Raw genomic sequence first — 19,011 nt, 5'->3', positions numbered from 1 at the left:
ATCTTTTTTGTTTTTATTTATTATCTCGGTGTTTTTATAAAGTTTCTCACTTGAGAAGCATTTGTTTCGCCGGAGACGTCACGGATCGCCAGGGGGTGCCAAAGGCGCAAAAAAGCCCGCGGGCGCGTGATGCGCAACCGCGGGCTGAACCACGAAAAATTGCGGACTGGGACGGATCAGAGAGCGGCGAAGCGAGCCAGCATGGCCGCGTGCGAGCGGATGCCGTTGTGCAGGCACTTCACCTCGAACTTCTCGTTGGGCGAATGGATGCGGTCATCCTCCAGCCCGAAGCCGACGAAGATCGAATCGAAGCCCAGCGCCTGCCGGATGTAGCCGCCGACCGGGATCGAACCGCCGCTGCCGACCAGCGCCGGCTTGTTGGCGAAGACGTCGCCCAGTCCCGCCATGGCGGCGCGCAGATAGGGGCTGTCGGTCGGCACCTGGACACCCGGCGAGCGGCCGAACACCTTGATCTCCCAGCGCCCGTCGACCGGTGTGCGCTCCTCCAGGAAGCTCCGGATGCCGGCCAGGATCTTCTCCGGGTCCTGGGCGGGCACGAGGCAGCAGGACAGCTTGGCCGAGGCCTTGGAGGCGATGACCGTCTTGGATCCCTCCCCGGTGTAGCCCCCCCAGATGCCGTTGATGTCGCAGGTCGGGCGCGACCACAGCCGCTCTAGCGCGCTGCGCCCGGCCTCCCCCGCCGGGGTCTTCAGCCCGACGCCGGCCAGGAAGGCGCTCTCGTCGAAGCCGAGGTCGCGCCACATCGCCTTCTCCTCATCCGTCGGCTCGGCCACGTCGTCGTAGAAGCCGGGGAAGCGGACGCGCCCGTCCTCGTCGTGGATCTGGCCGAGGATGCGGGTCAGTGCGTTGATCGGGTTCAGCACTGCGCCGCCGAACATGCCGGAATGCAGGTCGTGGCTCGGCCCATGCAGCGTCGCCTCGACGTAGAGCAGGCCGCGCAGCCGCGTGGTGATGGCCGGGGTGTCGATGTTCCAGGCGTTGGTGTCGGTGATGACGCAGACGTCGGCCTTCAGCTCCTCCGCGTTGGCCTTCAGGAAGGGCAGCAGGTTGGGGCTGCCGGTCTCCTCCTCGCCCTCCAGCAGGACGGTCACGCGGATCGGCAGGGTGCCGTGCACGGCGTGCCAGGCGCGGAACGCCTCGATGAAGGTCATCACCTGGCCCTTGTCGTCCACGGCGCCGCGGGCGACGATGCGGCGGCCATGCTCGGCCTCGACGATGGCCGGCTCGAAGGGCGGGCTGTTCCACAGCTCCAGCGGCTCCGCCGGCTGCACGTCGTAATGGCCGTAATAGAGGATGTGCGGCACATCCTCACCGCCCGGCCCCGGATGATGGGCGACGACCGCGGGATGGCCGGCCGTCTCGCGCACGGAGGCGTCGAAGCCCAGCCCGCTCAGCTCGCGGACCAGCCAGTCGGCGGCGCGGCGCACGTCGCCCTTGTAGGCCGGGTCGGTGCTGACGCTGGGGATGCGCAGCAGGTCGCAGAGGCGGCCAAGGGAGTCTTCGAAACTGCGGTCAACCTGCTGGAGAACGGGGTCGGCTGACAGGACGCTCGACATTCGGAACTGCCTTCGGTGTGAATGACTGGCACCGATGGTAGCGCATCGCGGTTCCGCGCCAAGCTCCACAAAGCGCAGGGGTGCCATCCTCGCGACGGCGGCGTTCCCGGTTCCCGCCACGGGAAGCACAGGATGGCGGGAGCACGGCTCCGCCCTCGCGAGGATGCCCCGGACGCAGGCGCGTCAGACGGTGAGATACCGCCGGACCTCGCTCTCCTCCAGCCCGTCGCGGCTGCCCGCCAGCATGACCTCGCCGCGCTCCATCACCGCCCAGTCGTCGGCAAGATCGCGGGCGAACTCGAAATACTGCTCCACCAGCAGGATCGCCATGGTGCCCTTGTCGCGCAGGTAAGCGATGGCCCGCCCGATGTCCTTGATGATGCTGGGCTGGATGCCCTCGGTCGGCTCGTCCAGCACCAGCAGCCGGGGCCGCGTCACCAGCGCCCGCCCGATGGCGAGCTGCTGCTGCTGCCCGCCCGACAGGTCGCCGCCGCGGCGGTCCAGCATGGATTTCAGCACCGGGAACAGCTCGAACACCTCGTCGGGGATCGAGCGGTCGGCGCGCTTCAGCGGCGCGTAGCCGGTCAGCAGGTTCTCCCGCACCGTCAGCAGCGGGAAGATCTCGCGTCCCTGCGGGACATAGGCGATGCCGCGCCGCGCCCGCTCCGACGGGGCGAGTTTGGTGATGTCGCCGCCGTCCCAGGCGATGGTGCCGCCGGTCACCGGCTTCAGCCCGACGATGGCGCGCAGCAGCGAGGATTTGCCGACGCCGTTGCGCCCCAGCAGGCAGGTGACCTTCCCCACCTCCGCCGTCAGCGACACGCCGCGCAGCGCCTGCGCCGCGCCGTAATGGAGATCGACAGACCGTACGTCGAGCATGACACTTCCTCTGATCCAAAACCCCTCTCCCATCCCGGGAGAGGGACGGCCCCATGCGCAGCATGGGAGGGTGAGGGTGCCGGCAAGAAACAGTGCCTTGATCCTCGCACGACCCTCACCCGCCCGCTGCGCGGGCACCCTCTCCCAGGACGGGAGAGGGATGATTGTTGGCGGTTACCGGCCCAGATAGACGTCGATGACCTGCTTGTTGGCGCTCACCGTGTCGAGCGAGCCTTCGGCCAGCACCGAGCCCTCGTGCAGCACCGTGACCTTCACGCCCAGCTCGCGGACGAAGACCATGTCGTGCTCCACGACGATCACCGAATGCTTGCCGGCGATGTCCTTCAGCAGATGGGCGGTCTGTTCCGTCTCCGCATCGGTCATGCCGGCCACCGGTTCGTCGACCAGCAGCAGCTTCGGGTCCTGGGCCAGCAGCATGCCGATCTCCAGCCACTGCTTCTCGCCGTGCGACAGGCTGCCCGCCGGGCGGTCGCGCCGCGGCGACAGGCGGGTGATGTCGAGGATCTCCTCGATCCGCGCCCGGTCCTCCCGCGTGGCCGAATAGGTCAGCGTCTTCAGGGGACGGCGCGGCGCCTTCAGCGACAGTTCCAGATTGTCCCAGACCGTGTGCATCTCGAACACGGTGGGGCGCTGGAACTTGCGGCCGATCCCCAGGTTGGCGATGGCCGGCTCGCGCAGGCTGGTCAGGTCGGTCCGGCCCTCGAACAGGATGGTGCCGGTGTCGGGGCGGGTCTTGCCGGTGATGACGTCCATCATGGTCGTCTTGCCGGCGCCGTTCGGCCCGATGATCGCCCGCATCTCGCCCGGCTCGATGACCAGCGACAGGCTGTTCAGCGCCCGGAACCCGTCGAAGCTGACCGACACGCCGTCCAGATACAGCAGGGTGTCTTCCGTGCTCATCTCTCTCAGAACTCCCTTCTGGTCCACCGGCTTGGCGGTGACCGTGGCGCGCGCCGGCAGCCGGTCGCGGAGTTGCGCCGCCAGACCGAGGATGCCCTTGGGCAGGAACAGGGTGACCAGGACGAACAGGCCGCCCAGCGCAAACAGCCAGAACTCCGGCAGTGCCGCCGTGAAGTAGCTCTTGCCGAAATTCACCAGGACCGCGCCCAGCACCGGCCCGGCCAGCGTGCCGCGCCCGCCGACGGCGACCCAGATCACCGCCTCGATGCTGCTGGCGGGGGAGAACTCCGACGGGTTGATGATGCCCACCTGCGGCACGTAGAGCGCGCCCGCCACGCCGGCCATGCAGGCCGACAGCGTCCAGGCGAACAGCTTGTAGCGGTCGGTCTCGTAGCCCAGGAAGCGCACCCGGCTCTCGGCGTCGCGCACGGCGATCAGCACCTTGCCCAGCTTGGACGCCACCACGGCCGAGGCCAGGATGTAGCCGGCGGCCAGCGCCACCACCGTCGCCACGAACAACCCGACGCGGGTCGAGGCGGCCTGGATGTCGAAGCCCAGGATCTCCTTGAAGTCGGTCAGGCCGTTGTTGCCGCCGAAGCCCATGTCGTTGCGGAAGAAGGCCAGCATCAGCGCAAAGGTCAACGCTTGGGTGATGATCGACAGATAGACGCCGGTAACGCGCGAGCGGAAGGCGAACCAGCCGAAGGCGAAGGCGAGCAGGCCCGGCACCAGCATCACCATGATCGCGGCGAACCAGAACTGGTCGAAGCCGTGCCAGTACCAGGGCAGCTCCGTCCAGTTCAGGAAGACCATGAAGTCCGGCAGGTCGGCGTTGCCGTACATGCCGCGCGAGCCGATCTGCCGCATCAGATACATGCCCATGGCGTAGCCGCCGAGCGTGAAGAAGGCAGCGTGGCCCAGCGACAGGATGCCGACGAAGCCCCAGACGAGGTCGAGCGACAGCGCCAGCAGGGCGAAGCACAGATACTTGCCGAGCAGCGCCACCGTGTGGGTGGAGAGGTGCCACGGCGAGTCCGGGGTCGTGCCCAGCGCCATGACCGGCACCGCCACGGCCAGCACCGCCAGGACGGTCAGCAGCACGCCGGCCTTCTTGTCGAGGCCCATCAGGAAGAAACGGGTCAGCATCGGATCAGGCCTCCACCGCCCGGCCCTTCAGCGCGAACAGGCCGCGCGGACGCCGTTGGATGAACAGGATGATGAAGATCAGCACCAGGATCTTGCCCAGCACCGCGCCGGCGTAGGGCTCCAGGAACTTGTTGACGCCGCCGAGCGCCAGCGCGCCGACCAGCGTTCCCCACAGGTTGCCCACCCCGCCGAACACCACGACCATGAAGCTGTCGATGATGTAGCCCTGGCCCAGGTTGGGGCTGACGTTGTCGATCTGGCTCAGCGCCACCCCGGCCAGACCGGCGATGCCGGAGCCGAGCCCGAAGGTCAGCGCGTCCACCCGCGCGGTGCGGATGCCCATGGCGTTGGCCATGCTGCGGTTCTGGGTGACGGCGCGGATGCTCAGCCCGAACCACGTCTTGCGCAGCGCCACCAGCAGCGCGCCGAACACGAGGAAGGCGAAGACGACGATCCACAGCCGCCCGTAGGTGATGGTCAGGCCGCCCAGCTCGAAGGCGCCGGACATCCAGGAGGGGGCGCCGACCTCGCGGTTCGTCGGCCCGAAGATGGAGCGCACCGCCTGCTGGAGCGCCAGCGACAGGCCCCAGGTCGCCAGCAGCGTTTCCAGCGGGCGCCCGTAGAGCCAGCGGATCACGCTGCGCTCGATGGCGACGCCGACCGCGCCGGAGACCAGGAAGGCGACGGGTAGAGCCACCAGAATGGAGAAATCGAACAGGCCCGGCGCCCACTGGCGGAAGGCCTCCTGCACCAGGAAGGTGGCGTAGGCGCCGATCATCACCATCTCGCCATGCGCCATGTTGATGACGCCCATGACGCCGAAGGTGACGGCCAGCCCGATCGCCGCCAGCAGCAGCACCGAGCCGAGCGACAAGCCGTACCACAGGTTCTGCGCCGCCCCCCACAGGGCGAGCCGCTGCTCGACGGAGGCGATGGCCTTCGTCGCAGCGTCCTTCACCGCGTCGCTTCCCGTGTTGGCAGCGCCGTTCAGCAGGGCCCGCGCGTCCTGGTCTCCACGCTCCTGAAGCACCGCGACGGCGGCGATCTTGTCGGCGTCGGGCGCGTCCCCGGCCAGCAGGACGGAGGCCCGCGCCTGGGTCATCGCGCGGCGGACGCGCTCATCGGTTTCCTTGCCCAGCGCCGTGTTCAGCGCATCCAGCGCGTTGGCGTCGCGGCTCTTGAACACCGCCTCGGCGGCCTGCCGGCGCGTGTTGGCGTCGGGGCTCATCAGGGTGAGCGCGCCGAGCGTCGCGCTGATCGTGCGGCGCAAAGCATTGTTGATGCGAATTTTCTCGACCGCGTTGCGGTCCGCCTCGCCCAGCGCGGCGCCGGTCAACGGGTCGGTCAGGGCGTAGCCGTTGCCGGCGCGCTTGGCGACGACCACGGCGCCGTCAGCCTTGCGGACATGCAGATCGCCGGCTTGCAGGGCCTCGATCACCGGCACGACGGCGGGATCGCCCGTCTCGGCCAGCCCGGCGATGGCCTTTTCGGTCTCGGCGTAGCTGCCGGCGCCCAGGCCGCGGACCAGCGGTGCCAGATCGGCGGCGCCCAGATCGGCGGAGAAGGCGGACGGTGCGGCCAGCGCCAGAAACGCGGCCAGCAGCCAGCAGAATGCGCGGTGCATCGCGGTTCCTGTGATGTGTCGGAAGTCATTTTTAGAGAAGGGCGTTGCCCCCACCCTTCCCGCTTCGCGAGCCCCTTCCCTCCCCCGCTTCGCAGGAGAGGGAACAATCCCCTCCCCTGCGTCAGCGGGGGAGGGTTAGGGAGGGGGCATCACGCAGCCAGTCACCAAGAGGTGTTCAGACGGTCCTCACGACCCCTTGCCGCCGCACTTGCCGGTCTTCACGTTGAAGTTGCCGCAGGACATCGGGGCGCGCCAATCGGAGATCAGGTCCTTGCTGTCCGGCAGGAAGTCCGACCACTCGTCGCCGGCCACGAGGCCCGGCGTCTTGGAAACGGTCTCGAACTGGCCGTTCTCCTGCACCTCGCCGATCAGCACCGGCTTGGTGATGTGGTGGTTCGGCAGCATGGCCGAATAGCCGCCGGTCAGGTTCGGCACGGCGACGCCGACGAGGCTGTCGATCACCGCGTTGCTGTCGGTGGTGCCGGCCTTCTCGACCGCCTTCACCCACATGTTGAAGCCGATGTAGTGGGCCTCCATCGGGTCGTTGGTGACGCGCTTGTCGTTCTTGGTGAAGGCCTGCCACTTCTTGATGAAGTCGCCGTTCTCCGGCGTGTCCACCGACATGAAGTAGTTCCAGGCGGCGAGATGCCCGACCAGCGGCTTGGTGTCGATGCCGGCCAGCTCCTCCTCACCCACGGAGAAGGCGACCACCGGGATGTCCTGCGCCTTGACGCCCTGGTTGCCCAGCTCCTTGTAGAAGGGGACGTTGGCGTCGCCGTTGATGGTCGAGACGACGGCGGTCTTCTTGCCGGCGGAGCCGAACTTCTTGATGTCGGCGACGATGTTCTGCCAGTCGGCATGGCCGAACGGCGTGTAGTTGATCATGATGTCCTCGGACTTCACGCCCTTGGACTTCAGGTAGGTCTCCAGGATCTTGTTGGTCGTGCGCGGGTAGACGTAGTCGGTGCCGGCCAGCACCCAGCGCTGCACGCCTTCCTTCTCCGCCAGATAGTCGACGGCGGGGATCGCCTGCTGGTTCGGGGCGGCGCCGGTGTAGAAGACGTTGCGCGAGGACTCCTCGCCCTCATACTGCACCGGGTAGAACAGGACGCTGTTCAGCTCCTCGAACACCGGCAGGACGGACTTGCGGCTGACCGAGGTCCAGCAGCCGAACACCGCGGCCACCTTGTCCTTGCTGATCAGCTCGCGCGCCTTCTCGGCGAACAGGGGCCAGTTGGAGGCGGGATCGACGACGACCGGCTCCAGCTTCTTGCCGAGAACGCCGCCCTTCTTGTTCTGCTCTTCGATAAGCATCAGCATGACGTCCTTCAGCGTGGTCTCGCTGATCGCCATGGTGCCCGACAGGGAATGGAGGATGCCGACCTTGATGGTGTCCTGGGCCGACGCCGGGGCGGCGAAGCCCGCGGCGAACGTGACGGCAAGACCCGCGGCCGCCGCAAGGGTGCGACCGGTCTTGAAGCCCGACTGGAACCCCGTCTTCAACATTGTGAATACCCCCCGTTCTTTGGTCTGGCGCCCGCCTCAGGCGCCCGGGGGTATCCTTCGCAAATGTGATGCCACGACACGTCGACAGGAGGGCCGTTCAAGGAATCCGCAGCGATTTGCAGCCCAGTATTCGCTTACGAATTATGCATGCCTCCCTTTTTATGATCGAATTTTACTCACTTCCGCCAGAATGGCTGATTTTTAGGCAGCCATTCACACCGAAGACCGATGCCGTTCGACACAGACCGTCAGCACCTCATCCAAAGGTCGTGCCCACCAGCGGCGCGAGAATATTTCGACCTCGGAATAGCCTTGGAATCCAACGGCTTCCGCCCAGCCACGGATCATTGGTATATCAATCATTCCGTCGCCCATCATGCCCCGGTCCTCCAGCAGGTCGGCGGTCGGCACCAGCCAATCGCACACATGGAAGGCACACAGGCGATTCCGGCCCGCGCGGCGGATCTGAGCCTCCAGCTCCGGGTCCCACCAGACATGGTAGACGTCCAACGCCACACCCAGCGCGCCGGTTCCCTGCGGGTCCAGCCGGTCGCAAAGGTCGAGCGCGTGGCCCATCGTGTTCACGCAGGCGCGGTCAGCAGCATACATCGGGTGCAGCGGCTCGATGGCGAGCGGCATCCCGGCGCCGCGGGCGTGCTCCAGCAGCTCGGCGATGCCATCCTCGACCTGGGCGCGGGCCAGGGCGATATCCTTGGACGGCGGGGAGCCGGGGCGCGAGAATTGCGGCAGCCCGCCGACGACCAGCACGAGGCAGGGCGCGCCCAGCGCCACCGCCTCGTCCACCGCGCGGCGGTTGTCGTCGCGCACCTCGGCCCGGCGGTCGGGATCGGCAGGGAACATGCCGCCGCGGCAATAGCCGGACAGCTCCAGCCCCAGCTCCTTCACGGCCCGCACGGCGCGGTCCAGCCCCACCGCGGCCACCTGATCCCGCCAGGGTGAGACGGCGCGGATGCCCTGGCGGGCGCAGGCGTCGAAGATCTGCAGCAGGTCGCTCTGCTTGCGCACCGTGGCCGTGTTGATGGACAGCCAGCGATGATCGCCGGAGAAGTCGCGCATGATCGTGGTCCTTTTCGTTCTCGCCCTCTCTCCCCTCTGGGGAGAGGGCTGGGGTGAGGGGGTCCCGCGATGCCTGAGCGTACGGTCCCCCGAGAACCCCCTCACCCGGCGCCTTCGGCGCCACCCTCTCCCCAGAGGGGAGAGGGGCTTATCCCCTCACACCGCTTCGATGCCGCGGACGGCCAGGACGTCGGCCATGCGCCACACCGCCTCTTCCGGGTCGCGCAGCAGCCCGGCCTTGTCGGCCAGCCGGAAAATCTCGGCCAGATGCAGGGTGGAGCGCGTGCCCTCCTGCCCGCCGATCATCGTGAAATGGTCCTGGTGGCCGTTCAGGTAGGCCATAAAGACCACCCCGGTCTTGTAGAAGCGGGTCGGCGCCTTGAAGATGTGGCGGGACAGCGGGACGGTCGGCTCCAGAATCTCGTGGAAACGCCCCTCCTCGCCCGCCGCCAGCTCGGCCAAGGCCGCCGCCGCCGCCGGGGCGATGGCGTCGAAGATGCCCAGCAGGGCGTCGGAATGGCCCTCCGCGTCGCCGGCGATCAGCTCCGCGTAGTTGAAGTCGTCGCCGGTGTACATGCGCACGCCGGGAGCCAGCCGGCGGCGCATGACAATCTCCTTGTCCTTGTCGAGCAGGGAGATCTTCACCCCGTCGACCTTGGCCGCGAAGTCGTTGATGATGCCGACCGCCGTGTCGAGCGCCACCGGGAACTCGTTGGTCCCCCAATAGCCGGCCAGCGCCGGGTCGAACATGTCGCCCAGCCAGTGGATGATCACCGGGCTGCGCACCTGGGAGAGGATGCGGCTGTAGACGCGGACGTAATCCTCCGGCCCCTTGGCCACGCGCGCGAGCGCGCGCGACGCCATCAGGATCACCCGTCCGCCAAGGTCCTCGACCGCGGCGACCTGAGTCTCATAGGCGCGGATCACGTCGTCGAGCGAGCGGGCGTCCTCCGGCGCCAGATGGTCGGTGCCCGCCCCGCAGGCGATCAGCGCGTTGCCGCGCGCCTTCGCCGCGGTCAGGGAGCGCCGGATCAGCTCCAGCGAGGCGTTCCAGTCCAGCCCCATGCCGCGCTGCGCGGTGTCCATCGCCTCGGCCACGCCGAAGCCGAGGTCCCACAAATGCTCGCGGAAGGCGATGGTGCGGTCCCAGTCGATGGCCGGGGTCAGCCAGGGGTCGTTGTCGGCCAGCGGATCGGCCACCATGTGGGCGGCGGCGTAGGCCACGCGGTTCAAGGGCCGGTCGGTGCGGGCGGGGAAGCCCCGCGCCGGGGCGACCTCGTAGCTTTCCAGCGAGCGGTCGGCGCGCGGCAGCTTGATGGTCAGTGCCATGGACGGAGTCTCCGGTCAGGCGGTCAGCGAGGGAACGTCGACCCAGCGGCGCTCCTTCCAGCTCTTCAGCGCGGCCTCCACGAGCTGCACGCCCTTGGCGCCCTCGATCAGGCCATGGTCGAAGGGGGCGTCCTCGACGACGTGGCGGATGAAGGATTCCCACTGCGTCTTGAAGCCGTTGTCGGTCGGCTGGTTGTCGGGCACCGGCTGCCACGTCGCGTAGAAGTCCATGGTCTGCTTCTGGTCGGGGTTCCACACCGGGCGCGGCGTGCCCTGGCGCGGCTGGATCACGCAGTCGCTCAAGCCCGCGACCGCCGAGCCGTGGGTGCCGTCCACCTGGAAGGTCACCAGATCGTCGCGGTACACCCGCGTCGCCCAGGAGGAGTTGATGTGGGCGATGACGCCGCCCTCCAGCTCGAAGGTGGCGTAGGCCGCGTCGTCGGCGGTGGCCTGATAGCGCTTGCCCTGCTCGTCCCAGCGCTCCGGGATGTGGATGGCGCCCAGGCAGGAAACGCTCTTCACCTGACCGAACAGGTTGTCGAGCACGTAGCGCCAGTGGCAGACCATGTCGAGGATGATGCCGCCGCCGTCCTCCTCGCGGTAGTTCCAGGAGGGACGCTGCGCCGGCTGCCAGTCGCCCTCGAACACCCAGTAGCCGAACTCGCCGCGCACCGAGAGGATCTTCCCGAAGAAGCCGCTGTCGCGCAGCATCTTCAGCTTCTGCAGGCCGGGCAGGAACAGCTTGTCCTGCACGGTGCCGTTCTTCACCCCGGCCTCCTCGGCCAGCCGGACGACGCGCAACGCCTCCTCCAGGTTGGTGGCGATGGGCTTCTCGCAATAGACGTGCTTGCCGGCGCGGATCGCCGCCTCCAGCAGCGTCGGCCGCATCTGGGTGGTGCCGGCGTCGAAGAAGATCGTGTCGTCGGGGTTCGCCAGGGCCGTGTCCAGATTGTCGGTCCAGCGCTCCACGCCGTGGCGCTGGGCCAGCTCGCGGATCTTCTCGGCGTTGCGCCCGACCAGGATGGGGTCCGGCATGGCGCGGGACCCGTCGGACAGCGTGACGCCGCCTTGCGCCCGGATGGCGAGGATCGACCGGATCAGGTGCTGGTTCATGCCCATGCGGCCGGTCACGCCATGCATGATGATACCAAGGCGCTTCGTGCTCATGTCGGGGACTCCCTAGGGGATTATTCGTTCTGTAGAGGGGACAGGCGGTCCCACCGGGGCTGCGCCGCGCTGGCGAAGCCGGGGACGGCCAGGGTTTCGGTCGGCAGGCTGCCGCCCGCCGTGGCGAGGCGGACGATGCCGTCCCGCCGGGTATAGAAGCCGGGATGCGCGCCGAGGAAGGCGTCGGCTTCCGGCGCTCCGTCGAAGCCGTTTCCGTACTGGTGGCCGTTGCGCTCCGCGTCGGCGATGCCGAGCAGCGCGACCAGGGCCGTGTCCTGCTGCACCGCCAGCCCGGCCTGACAGGTCAGGTCCTCCGCGGCGATGAAGTGCGGCGCGCCCCAGGCCTCGCAGCGCGCCCGGTTCAGGACGGCCTTGTAGAGACCCTTGCAGGATTTGGACGACACACCGCGGTAGCCGGCGGCGCGGGCGCGCGGGAAGGCGTCGTAGCCGTCGTCGGACTCGTCGATGATGAAGGGGATGCGTTCCGCCACGGCGCCCAGCGGCGCCTCCAGCGCGCGCTCCCGCGCCACCGGCTGCTCGATGTAGAGCAGGCGCCCGCGGAACCCGGCCAGCGCCGGCTCGCGCTCCAGCCCTGCCACGAAGGCGGCGAGGGCCGCGGCGTCTGCGTATTGCTCGTTGCCGTCCAGCGTGGCGCGGTAGTCGCCCGCCGCCGCGTCGAGCACGCTGGCGATCTCGGCCAAGCGCACGAGATCGGCGGACGGATCGCCGCCCAGCTTGATCTTGAAGCGGCCCAGCCGCTCCCGCGCCAGCAGGTCGCGCAGGGCCTGCGGCTCGTCGAGCAGCCCGACCGTGTGGCGGAGCGCCACGGACGGCCGCACCTCCAGCCCGGCGAGGAAGCCGTCCAGGTCGAAGCCCGCCAGATCCGGCGTCAGCCGCGCGTCGATCCCGGCGCGGTTCGTCCGCATGCCGGTGAAGAAGTCGGTGTCCAGAGCCCGCAGCAGCCCGTCCAGCACCGCCTTGTCGATCAGCGCCGGCCCGTAGGCGGCGGTCAGGTCGGGCAGCCCGGCGGCGCGGCAGGCCGCCCGCTGGATTTCATAAGCCGCCGCGTGGTGCCCGAAGGCGGTGTCGGCGCGGTCCGTCCCGTAGGCGTCGCGGGCGAGGCGCAGGGAGCGGCGCAGGCCGTCCACCGTCTCGTCCGGGCTGCGGTCCGGGCGTTTGTCGAACCACTTCGGCATCATCATCTCGGCGGTGCCGCCCCACGCCTCGCCGACGCCGTCCACATGGACCAAAGCGCGGACGAAGGCTTGGGGAGCCGCCTCCACCGTCACGCTGCCGAAGCGGAAGGGCTTCACGAAGCGGACGGGGCGTTCATAGAGGTCGATGGCGCGGATGATGAGGAGGGGGGCGGATGCGGTGCCCCCACCCTTCCCGCTCTCGGCGGACCCAGAGGGTCCGCCTGCCGCGTCAGCGCAAGCTTCGCTTGCGCGAGAGCTTCGCGGGCCCCTTCCCTCCCCCGCTTCGCGGGAGAGGGTGTCAATCCCCTCCCTCGCCATAGGCGGGGGAGGGTCAGGGAGGGGGCAAGACTCATCCATCACCACACGCCCCCTCAGTCCAGATGCCCTTGGGCGTTGAAATGCGCCCGGATGCGCTGGGTCAGCTCGATGAAGACCGGGTGCCCCATGACATCCAGCGAACGCGGGCGGGGCAGCGGCACCTCGTAGGTCGCAGCGATGGCGCCGGGACGCTCCGACATCACCATCACCCGGTCGGCCAGGAACACCGCCTCGGGGATCGAGTGGGTGATCAGCAGCACCGTCTTGCCCGTCTCGTGCTGGATGCGTTGCAGCTCGACGTTCATCTTCTCCCGCGTCATGGCGTCGAGCGCGCCGAACGGCTCGTCCATCAGCAGGATTTTCGGGTCGTGGACCAGCGCCCGGCACAGCGAGGCGCGCTGCTGCATGCCGCCGGAGAGCTGCCAGGGGTACTTGTTCTCGAACCCCTCCAGCCCGGTCATGCGGATCAGGGCGCGGGCGCGCTCCAGATACTTGTCGCGCGGCAGGCCGCGGACCTCCACCGGCATCATGATGTTGCGCAGCACCGTCCGCCAGGCGAGCAGCACCGGGCTCTGGAACACGATGCCCACGTCGTCGTGCGGCTCGGTCACCGTGGTGCCTTCGATGGTGATGGCGCCCTCGCTGACCGGCAGCAGGCCGGCGACCAGCTTCAGCAGCGTGGACTTGCCGCAGCCGGACGGGCCGACCACCACCAGGAATTCGCCGTCCCGAACGTCGAAGGTGATCGGGCGCAGGGACGGCACCTCCCCGTCGCGGGTGCGGTAGGTCTTGGTCACGCCGTCGATCTGGATCAGGGTCTTTTGCGACAGGCGGGCCGTTTCGGCCGATCCGACGACTTTCAACTGGGGCTGAGCCATGTCCCTGCTCTCCTGTCCGTTCGGCCTCACTGGCCCGCCGCGGCGGGATCGGGGAGGAAGTCGCGGGTGTAGAAGGCCTTCGGGTTCTTCTTCGCCGCGGCGTCCAGGCCGCCGTACTCGACCAGCAGGTCCACGGTCTCGGCCATGTTGGCGTCGGTGACGCGGAAGGGCCGCTGCCCCTTGGTCTCCGCCGTGCGGTAGAGCGGCGTGGTCAGCTCGAAGCCCTCCAGCAGGGTGGCTTCCTGGCCGCCCTTGGGGTTGGCCTTGAGGATGGCGGCCACGGCCTCCTTCGGGTTCTTCTCCGCCCCTTCGACCGCCTTGGTCGTCGCGGCCATGAAGCGCTTCACGAGGTCCGGCTTGTCCTTCAGCGTGTCGGTGTGGGCGATGATGCCGGAGGAGACCATGTTGACGCCGTAATCGGCGAAGCGGATCGGCGTCACCGACTTGCCGGTGGCATCCTTGATCTTCATGCTCTGGTCCATGACGTAGCCCAGCAGCAGGTCCGCCTGCCCGTTGATGACGGCATTCAGCTTGGTCTGGGCGTCGCCCGACACGACGCGGAAATCGCTGTCCTTCAGGCCGGTCTTCTTCAGGAACAGCGGCCAGATCTGGGACATGCTGTCCCCCGGCGTCATGGCGACGGTCTTGCCCTTGATGTCCTCGGGCTTGCGGATGTTCTTGTCGGTGAAGCCCATGGCCGACATCGGGCTGGTCTGGAGCAGCACGCCGGGCGAGGTGACCGGGGCGCCCTTCACCGCCGCCTTCATCATGGTCGGCACGTCGACGTAACCGAAATCGACGGTCTTCGCGGCCACCGCCTGGGTCGTCACCGCCGACCCGCGGCCCTCCTGGATCTCCAGGTCGATGCCCTCGGCTTCGTACAGGCCCTTGTCCTTGCCGTAGTAGAAGGGGGCGTGCTCGCCATACACGTACCAGTTCAGCATCAGCACGACCTTGTCCGCGGCCTGGGCCGGAAGCGTCGTGGCCGTGAGGGCGCAGAGCGCCGCGAAGAGCGTCCGTTTCATCTCGTCTCCTCCCGAAGGGTATCCGGCGTCGCTGTTGGTTTTGTTGTCGGCGTTACGACGTCGGGATGTAGTTGTGGCGTTGGCTCGCGTGCCAGGGGATGGCGAGCCGCTCGATCACGTCGATGACCCAGAAAAGCACCACCCCGATCAGCGCCAGCACCACCAGGGCCGCGAACATCAGGGGAAGTTCGAAATTGCCGATGGAGCGTTGCAGGACGAAGCCGATGCCGGAATTCGCCCCGACGAACTCGCCCACCACCGCACCCACCACGGCCAGCGTGATCGACACCTTCAGGCCGGCGAAGATGGCCGGCATGGCGTGCGGCAGGCTGACCATGCGGAAGGTCTGAAGGCGCGTCGCCTTCATGGACTTGGCGAGGTCCATCATGTCGCCGTCCACCGACTTGAAGCCCTGCACCGCCGACACGACGATGGGGAAGAAAGCCAGCAGGAAGGCGGAGATCACCTTGGGCAGCAGCCCGAAGCCGAACCACACCACGAACAGCGGCGCGATGGCGACCTTCGGGATCGACTGCGAGAAGACCAGCAGCGGGTAGACGTAGGATTCCACCGTCTTCGACCCGGCGATCAGCATGGCGATGGGAATGCCGAACAGCACCGACAGGGCGAAGCCGCCCAAGGTCGCCAGCGTGGTCGGGACCGACGCCGCCAGGAGCTGGTCCCAGTCCGCGGCGAGGGCCAAGGCCACGTCGCCGGGTTTCGGTATCAGATAGGGCGGGATCGCGAAGATCCGCACCGACAGGTCCCACAGAACGGTCAGGACCACCAGGAACAGCACCGGCCGGAACCAGCCGGAATTGAGCAAACGCAGCAGCGTGGCACCCGCCCCGCCCCGTCGCGCCGCCGTTCCCGAAGCGGGACCGCCACGGGACGCATTCCCGTGAGCCGCCGCATCGACAGCCATCGCTCCTCCTCCCCGGTCGTTGCGGCGCCGACGTGAGGCGCTCTTTTAACCGGCTGGTTAAAAGTAAGCCCGGCGCGGCAAAGCGGTCAACCCTGCCAAAGAGGTAGGACGGATGGTCAGGTATGCGGATTATTCATGATGAAACCACCGGCGGCTCAAGCCCGCAGCGACGACAGGATCAGCTCCACCATATGGTCCAGCCGCTCCGCCTTGGCCTCCTCGGCGAGCAGGTCGCGGCCGAAGATGACCGACAGGGTGTGGACGTTGGACAGGTAGAAGTAGGACTGCCCGGCGATGGAGATGTAGAGCTGCACCGGGTCCACTCCCGTCCGAAAAATCCCGGTGGCGACGCCGCGCGCCAGCACGTCGGCGATCATCTGCACGAAGGGCGAATGCATGGCGTGCACCTTGTCGGAGGTCTTCAGCAACTTCGCCCGGTGCAGATTCTCGATGTTCAGCAGCGCCATGAACTCGGGATGGTCGAGGAAATACTGCCAAGTGAAGTGGATCAGCCGGGCGATGGCGGCGGGCGGGTCCAGCGTCTCCAGGCTCAGCGTGCGTTCGGTGGCGCGGATGTGCGCGTAGGCGCCCTCCAGCACGGTCAGGTACAGGCTCTCCTTGTTGCCGACATGGTAGTAGAGCATGCGCTTGTTGGTGCCGGCGACCTCGGCGATCCGCTCCACGCGGGCGCCGCCCAGCCCATGGCGCGCGAACTCCTCCGTCGCGGCGGCGAGAATGCGCGCGCGGGTGCCCTCCGGGTCGCGGGTGACCTTCGCGGCCTTGGCCGGCTTAATTGGGGCCGGCTTGGCTGCGGAAGCGGTCTTCTTCGGGTCGGTCAGCGTGTCCATCCAGGCCGGGTCCTCGCATGGCGCGGCCGGAGGGCGAGCCGCAATGCGTTCCAATGTGGAGCATATCAGCCGAAACGGAAAGACGAAGCGGCGTTACCGACTCAAGAGCGTCGCGCCGCGCCAGATGCCGGGCTGCATCGCACCGGTGGTGTCGATGGCCGCTCCCGGACCGTCCTGGATGCCGCCGCGGAACTGCCCGACATGGCGGGTGCCGCCGCGCATCGACAATTCGCCCGGCCCCGCCGGAAGCCGGTCCACCACCACGCCGCTGAACCGCTCTCCGTTGGTGAAGGCCAATTCGCCATGGCCGTCCACTCGGCCCTGGCGGACCTCGCCGGCGTAGGAATCGCCGTTGGCGAAGCGGTAAACGCCCGGCCCGTTCGGCACGGCGTTCACGAAGGTCCCCTCGAAGCGGTCGCCGGACGGAAAACCGAGAACGCCGTAGCCGGACATCTGGTCGTCCTTCCACTCTCCCTCATAGACCTGCCCGTTGGCGAAGCGGTAGACGCCGACGCCGTTGCGGCTGATCGTTCCCTGGAGGGAGAAATTGCCCAGACCGCGGTTCCACGCCCCCTCATAGACGTCGCCGTTGGGGAAGCGGTGCACCCCGTAGCCCGACTCCCCGCCGCGGGCCTGACCAGCAGCACGTCGGGCGGCGGCCTGGGCCTCGCGCGCCTTCGCCTCCGCCCCGCGCCCGGCGGTGGCGGAACGGGCGGCGCGGGCGGCGGCGTTGCGGCCCGCCTGCACGGCGTCGCGGTAAGGTTCCGCCAGCCCGGCGACGACCGGGTCCGTACCGGAGGTGGAGCGCCCCGCGGCGCTTTGCCCGCTGATGTCCGGCAAAGCCGCCAGCCGCGTCGGACCGGTCGTGCCGGACAGCGCGCCGGCCACCGGATCGACGTCGTTGCGAACCACCGTGGGCGGCGGGTAGGCGTTGGGCGCCGCACCACCCATGGACACCGCCTCGCCCGACCGGCCGGCCAGTGTCCCCGTGGTGACGTAGCCCTCCTGCCCCGACGAATCCCGCACCAGCACCCAGCCGGAGTCGGGCGCCGCCTGGAGCAGCGTCACCCGCTGCCCCTGCTCCAGATCGCGCAGGCTGCGGGCGCCCAGCACCGGGCGGGCGAACAGGTTGGCGTCGCGTGCCACGGTATAGACACCGGGAGCCAGCATCGCCGGCTGGGGCGGTTGCTGGGGCGTCGTCGGTTGGGCGGAGGCGACCGGCACCTCCTCCGGCTTGGCGAGGTTGCTGGAGAAGGCGAAGCCGGTCTTGCCGTCCTGCTCGACGCGCAGCCAGCCGCCGTTGCGCCGGGTCCGCCCGGTGACCGTGACCTCGCTGTCGTGGCGCAGCGTGCCGACGACCGCCGCCTTGGTGTCGGGACCGGCGCGCAGGTTGGTGTCGCGCGTCACCACCCGCTTCTCGTTCAGCGGGTCCACCTCGACCTCGGCGACCGCCAGGGCGGCGGGCTTTTCCTCCGCCTTCTGCGGCAGCGGCTTGGGTTCGATTGACTTGGGCTCGATTGGCTTGGGCTCGACTGACTTGGGTTCGATTGGCTTGGATTCGGCCGGCTTCGGTTCGGGGGCCGTCGCCTCCACGGCGGGCGGCGCCTCCTCAGTCCGGGCAGCGACGGGGGCGGACGGCGCGCGCGGGCCGGGCACCAGCACGAGATCCGTGCCCAGCCGGTCCTGGAGCCAGGGGTGCTGCGTCCCGCGGGTGCGTCCGACGACGGTGCGGGCAACCTCGGCCAGCGCGTCGCGCAGCGGCACGCCCGGCTTGACCATCTCCTGCGCCAGGGCGGTGGAGAAAACGTCCGCTCCCTTGCCGGGCGGCGAGGCGGGCGGCGTGCCGGGCCGGTGCGAGTAGACGACGAACAGGTTGTCGAGCGCCGCCGGGGCCGCCAGCGCCGGCTTCACGGACCGCCCCTCCTCGCCCATCGCCGACGCCAGCCGGTCGGCCAGCGGGTGGGCGGGCACCGGGTCGAACACGGCGACGGCCTTACGCCCGCTGCGCTGAATTTCCTTCAGCGCGTAGTCCAGCTCGATGGTGTCGAAGATCACGTCGTATTCGGAGCCGGGCTTGGCATCCACCGGCACCAGGAAGCCCTTGGCCGACAGGCTCAGCGCCACGCCGGAGTAATAGAGGAAGCCCAGGTCGGCCTGCCCCAGAGCGTCCTGGAAACGGCTCAACGCCGCGACCATGCCGCGGTGGTCGAGGTTCTCGGCGGCAGTGACGGTGAAGCCGGCGCGGCGCAGCGCGTCGGCGACGACCGCCGTGTTGGCGCCCACCCCGGCGGCCGGGCCACCCTCCTGGTACTGCGCGTTGCCGATCACCAGCGCGACGCGCTTGTCGTCGGCGAACGCCAGGGGGGCAAAGGCAACGTTCGCCGTCACCAGGACCAGCGCAACAGTCCAAACGGCGCTCCGGGGCCAGCGCAACACGTCGATACCCTCCACCTGATCTTCTCTTTGACCACCCCTTTAGGGAGTCTCAGGCCACGGCGGCTGTAACGAATTTGGTCGAAGCAGTCGCCGGCCTTCCGTTGTCGGGCCGTCCGGTCCGCAGATCGCCAAGCCTTGAACAGCCAAGTCTAGCGCATT

The 19,011-nt window shown here is 68.6% G+C and carries 14 protein-coding genes and 1 pseudogene; all 15 read right to left on the bottom strand.

Going from position 1 to position 19,011, the window contains the following annotated elements; genetic code table 11:
* Window positions 1-176: 176 nt before the first annotated feature.
* On the bottom strand, window positions 177-1,577 hold the full coding sequence (locus tag ACWPN7_RS22300; RefSeq protein ID WP_492273445.1) for a M20/M25/M40 family metallo-hydrolase: 1,401 nt from the start codon (window positions 1,575-1,577) through the stop codon (window positions 177-179).
* A 183-nt stretch (window positions 1,578-1,760) separates the two neighbouring features.
* A complete protein-coding gene (gene urtE / locus ACWPN7_RS22295; RefSeq protein ID WP_014241091.1) occupies window positions 1,761-2,456 on the bottom strand; it encodes an urea ABC transporter ATP-binding subunit UrtE in 696 nt (231 codons plus the stop codon).
* Between the two features lie 174 nt (window positions 2,457-2,630).
* A complete protein-coding gene (gene urtD, locus ACWPN7_RS22290; RefSeq protein WP_035675131.1) occupies window positions 2,631-3,377 on the bottom strand; it encodes an urea ABC transporter ATP-binding protein UrtD in 747 nt (248 codons plus the stop codon).
* 141 nt (window positions 3,378-3,518) lie between these two features.
* Window positions 3,519-4,433: pseudogene (urtC, locus tag ACWPN7_RS22285) on the bottom strand (urea ABC transporter permease subunit UrtC); the annotation flags it as partial.
* Between the two features lie 94 nt (window positions 4,434-4,527).
* A complete protein-coding gene (gene urtB, locus ACWPN7_RS22280; protein ID WP_456524285.1) occupies window positions 4,528-6,147 on the bottom strand; it encodes an urea ABC transporter permease subunit UrtB in 1,620 nt (539 codons plus the stop codon).
* Window positions 6,148-6,333: 186 nt separating this feature from the next.
* Complete coding sequence (gene urtA / locus ACWPN7_RS22275; protein WP_459195902.1) at window positions 6,334-7,653, bottom strand: urea ABC transporter substrate-binding protein; 1,320 nt, start codon at window positions 7,651-7,653, stop codon at window positions 6,334-6,336.
* 213 nt (window positions 7,654-7,866) lie between these two features.
* Window positions 7,867-8,730 carry a sugar phosphate isomerase/epimerase family protein gene (locus ACWPN7_RS22270; RefSeq protein WP_459195903.1) on the bottom strand — a complete coding sequence of 288 codons (864 nt, stop codon included), beginning with the start codon at window positions 8,728-8,730 and terminating at the stop codon, window positions 7,867-7,869.
* Between the two features lie 156 nt (window positions 8,731-8,886).
* Complete coding sequence (locus ACWPN7_RS22265) at window positions 8,887-10,059, bottom strand: dihydrodipicolinate synthase family protein (protein ID WP_038526731.1); 1,173 nt, start codon at window positions 10,057-10,059, stop codon at window positions 8,887-8,889.
* A gap of 15 nt (window positions 10,060-10,074) precedes the next feature.
* The gene (locus tag ACWPN7_RS22260; RefSeq protein ID WP_459195904.1) at window positions 10,075-11,226 is read right to left on the bottom strand and encodes a Gfo/Idh/MocA family protein; all 1,152 of its coding nucleotides are present in this window, start codon (window positions 11,224-11,226) and stop codon (window positions 10,075-10,077) included.
* Window positions 11,227-11,246: 20 nt separating this feature from the next.
* On the bottom strand, window positions 11,247-12,539 hold the full coding sequence (locus ACWPN7_RS22255) for a hypothetical protein (RefSeq protein ID WP_459195905.1): 1,293 nt from the start codon (window positions 12,537-12,539) through the stop codon (window positions 11,247-11,249).
* Between the two features lie 254 nt (window positions 12,540-12,793).
* A complete protein-coding gene (locus tag ACWPN7_RS22250) occupies window positions 12,794-13,618 on the bottom strand; it encodes an ABC transporter ATP-binding protein (RefSeq protein WP_014241100.1) in 825 nt (274 codons plus the stop codon).
* A 26-nt stretch (window positions 13,619-13,644) separates the two neighbouring features.
* A complete protein-coding gene (locus tag ACWPN7_RS22245; RefSeq protein ID WP_014241101.1) occupies window positions 13,645-14,643 on the bottom strand; it encodes an ABC transporter substrate-binding protein in 999 nt (332 codons plus the stop codon).
* Between the two features lie 52 nt (window positions 14,644-14,695).
* Window positions 14,696-15,568: an ABC transporter permease gene (locus tag ACWPN7_RS22240; protein ID WP_200776838.1), complete on the bottom strand. Its 873-nt coding sequence runs from the start codon at window positions 15,566-15,568 to the stop codon at window positions 14,696-14,698.
* A 155-nt stretch (window positions 15,569-15,723) separates the two neighbouring features.
* Window positions 15,724-16,416 carry a TetR/AcrR family transcriptional regulator gene (locus ACWPN7_RS22235; protein WP_201044371.1) on the bottom strand — a complete coding sequence of 231 codons (693 nt, stop codon included), beginning with the start codon at window positions 16,414-16,416 and terminating at the stop codon, window positions 15,724-15,726.
* A gap of 93 nt (window positions 16,417-16,509) precedes the next feature.
* A complete protein-coding gene (locus ACWPN7_RS22230) occupies window positions 16,510-18,852 on the bottom strand; it encodes an SH3 domain-containing protein (protein ID WP_459195906.1) in 2,343 nt (780 codons plus the stop codon).
* Window positions 18,853-19,011 lie beyond the last annotated feature (159 nt).

The sequence above is a fragment of the Azospirillum sp. UENF 312511 genome, from assembly GCF_058780635.1.
Note: the sequence above shows the minus strand (reverse complement) of the source record. Positions and strands in the feature narration are given on the sequence as shown.

Coding starts and splice junctions, on each gene's coding strand:
- ACWPN7_RS22300 (WP_492273445.1), bottom strand. CDS start 1,577: ATGTCGAGCGTCCTGTCAGCCGACCCCGTTCTCCAGCAGGTTGACCGC.
- urtE (WP_014241091.1), bottom strand. CDS start 2,456: ATGCTCGACGTACGGTCTGTCGATCTCCATTACGGCGCGGCGCAGGCG.
- urtD (WP_035675131.1), bottom strand. CDS start 3,377: ATGAGCACGGAAGACACCCTGCTGTATCTGGACGGCGTGTCGGTCAGC.
- urtB (WP_456524285.1), bottom strand. CDS start 6,147: ATGCACCGCGCATTCTGCTGGCTGCTGGCCGCGTTTCTGGCGCTGGCC.
- urtA (WP_459195902.1), bottom strand. CDS start 7,653: ATGTTGAAGACGGGGTTCCAGTCGGGCTTCAAGACCGGTCGCACCCTT.
- ACWPN7_RS22270 (WP_459195903.1), bottom strand. CDS start 8,730: ATGCGCGACTTCTCCGGCGATCATCGCTGGCTGTCCATCAACACGGCC.
- ACWPN7_RS22265 (WP_038526731.1), bottom strand. CDS start 10,059: ATGGCACTGACCATCAAGCTGCCGCGCGCCGACCGCTCGCTGGAAAGC.
- ACWPN7_RS22260 (WP_459195904.1), bottom strand. CDS start 11,226: ATGAGCACGAAGCGCCTTGGTATCATCATGCATGGCGTGACCGGCCGC.
- ACWPN7_RS22250 (WP_014241100.1), bottom strand. CDS start 13,618: ATGGCTCAGCCCCAGTTGAAAGTCGTCGGATCGGCCGAAACGGCCCGC.
- ACWPN7_RS22245 (WP_014241101.1), bottom strand. CDS start 14,643: ATGAAACGGACGCTCTTCGCGGCGCTCTGCGCCCTCACGGCCACGACG.
- ACWPN7_RS22240 (WP_200776838.1), bottom strand. CDS start 15,568: ATGGCTGTCGATGCGGCGGCTCACGGGAATGCGTCCCGTGGCGGTCCC.
- ACWPN7_RS22235 (WP_201044371.1), bottom strand. CDS start 16,416: ATGGACACGCTGACCGACCCGAAGAAGACCGCTTCCGCAGCCAAGCCG.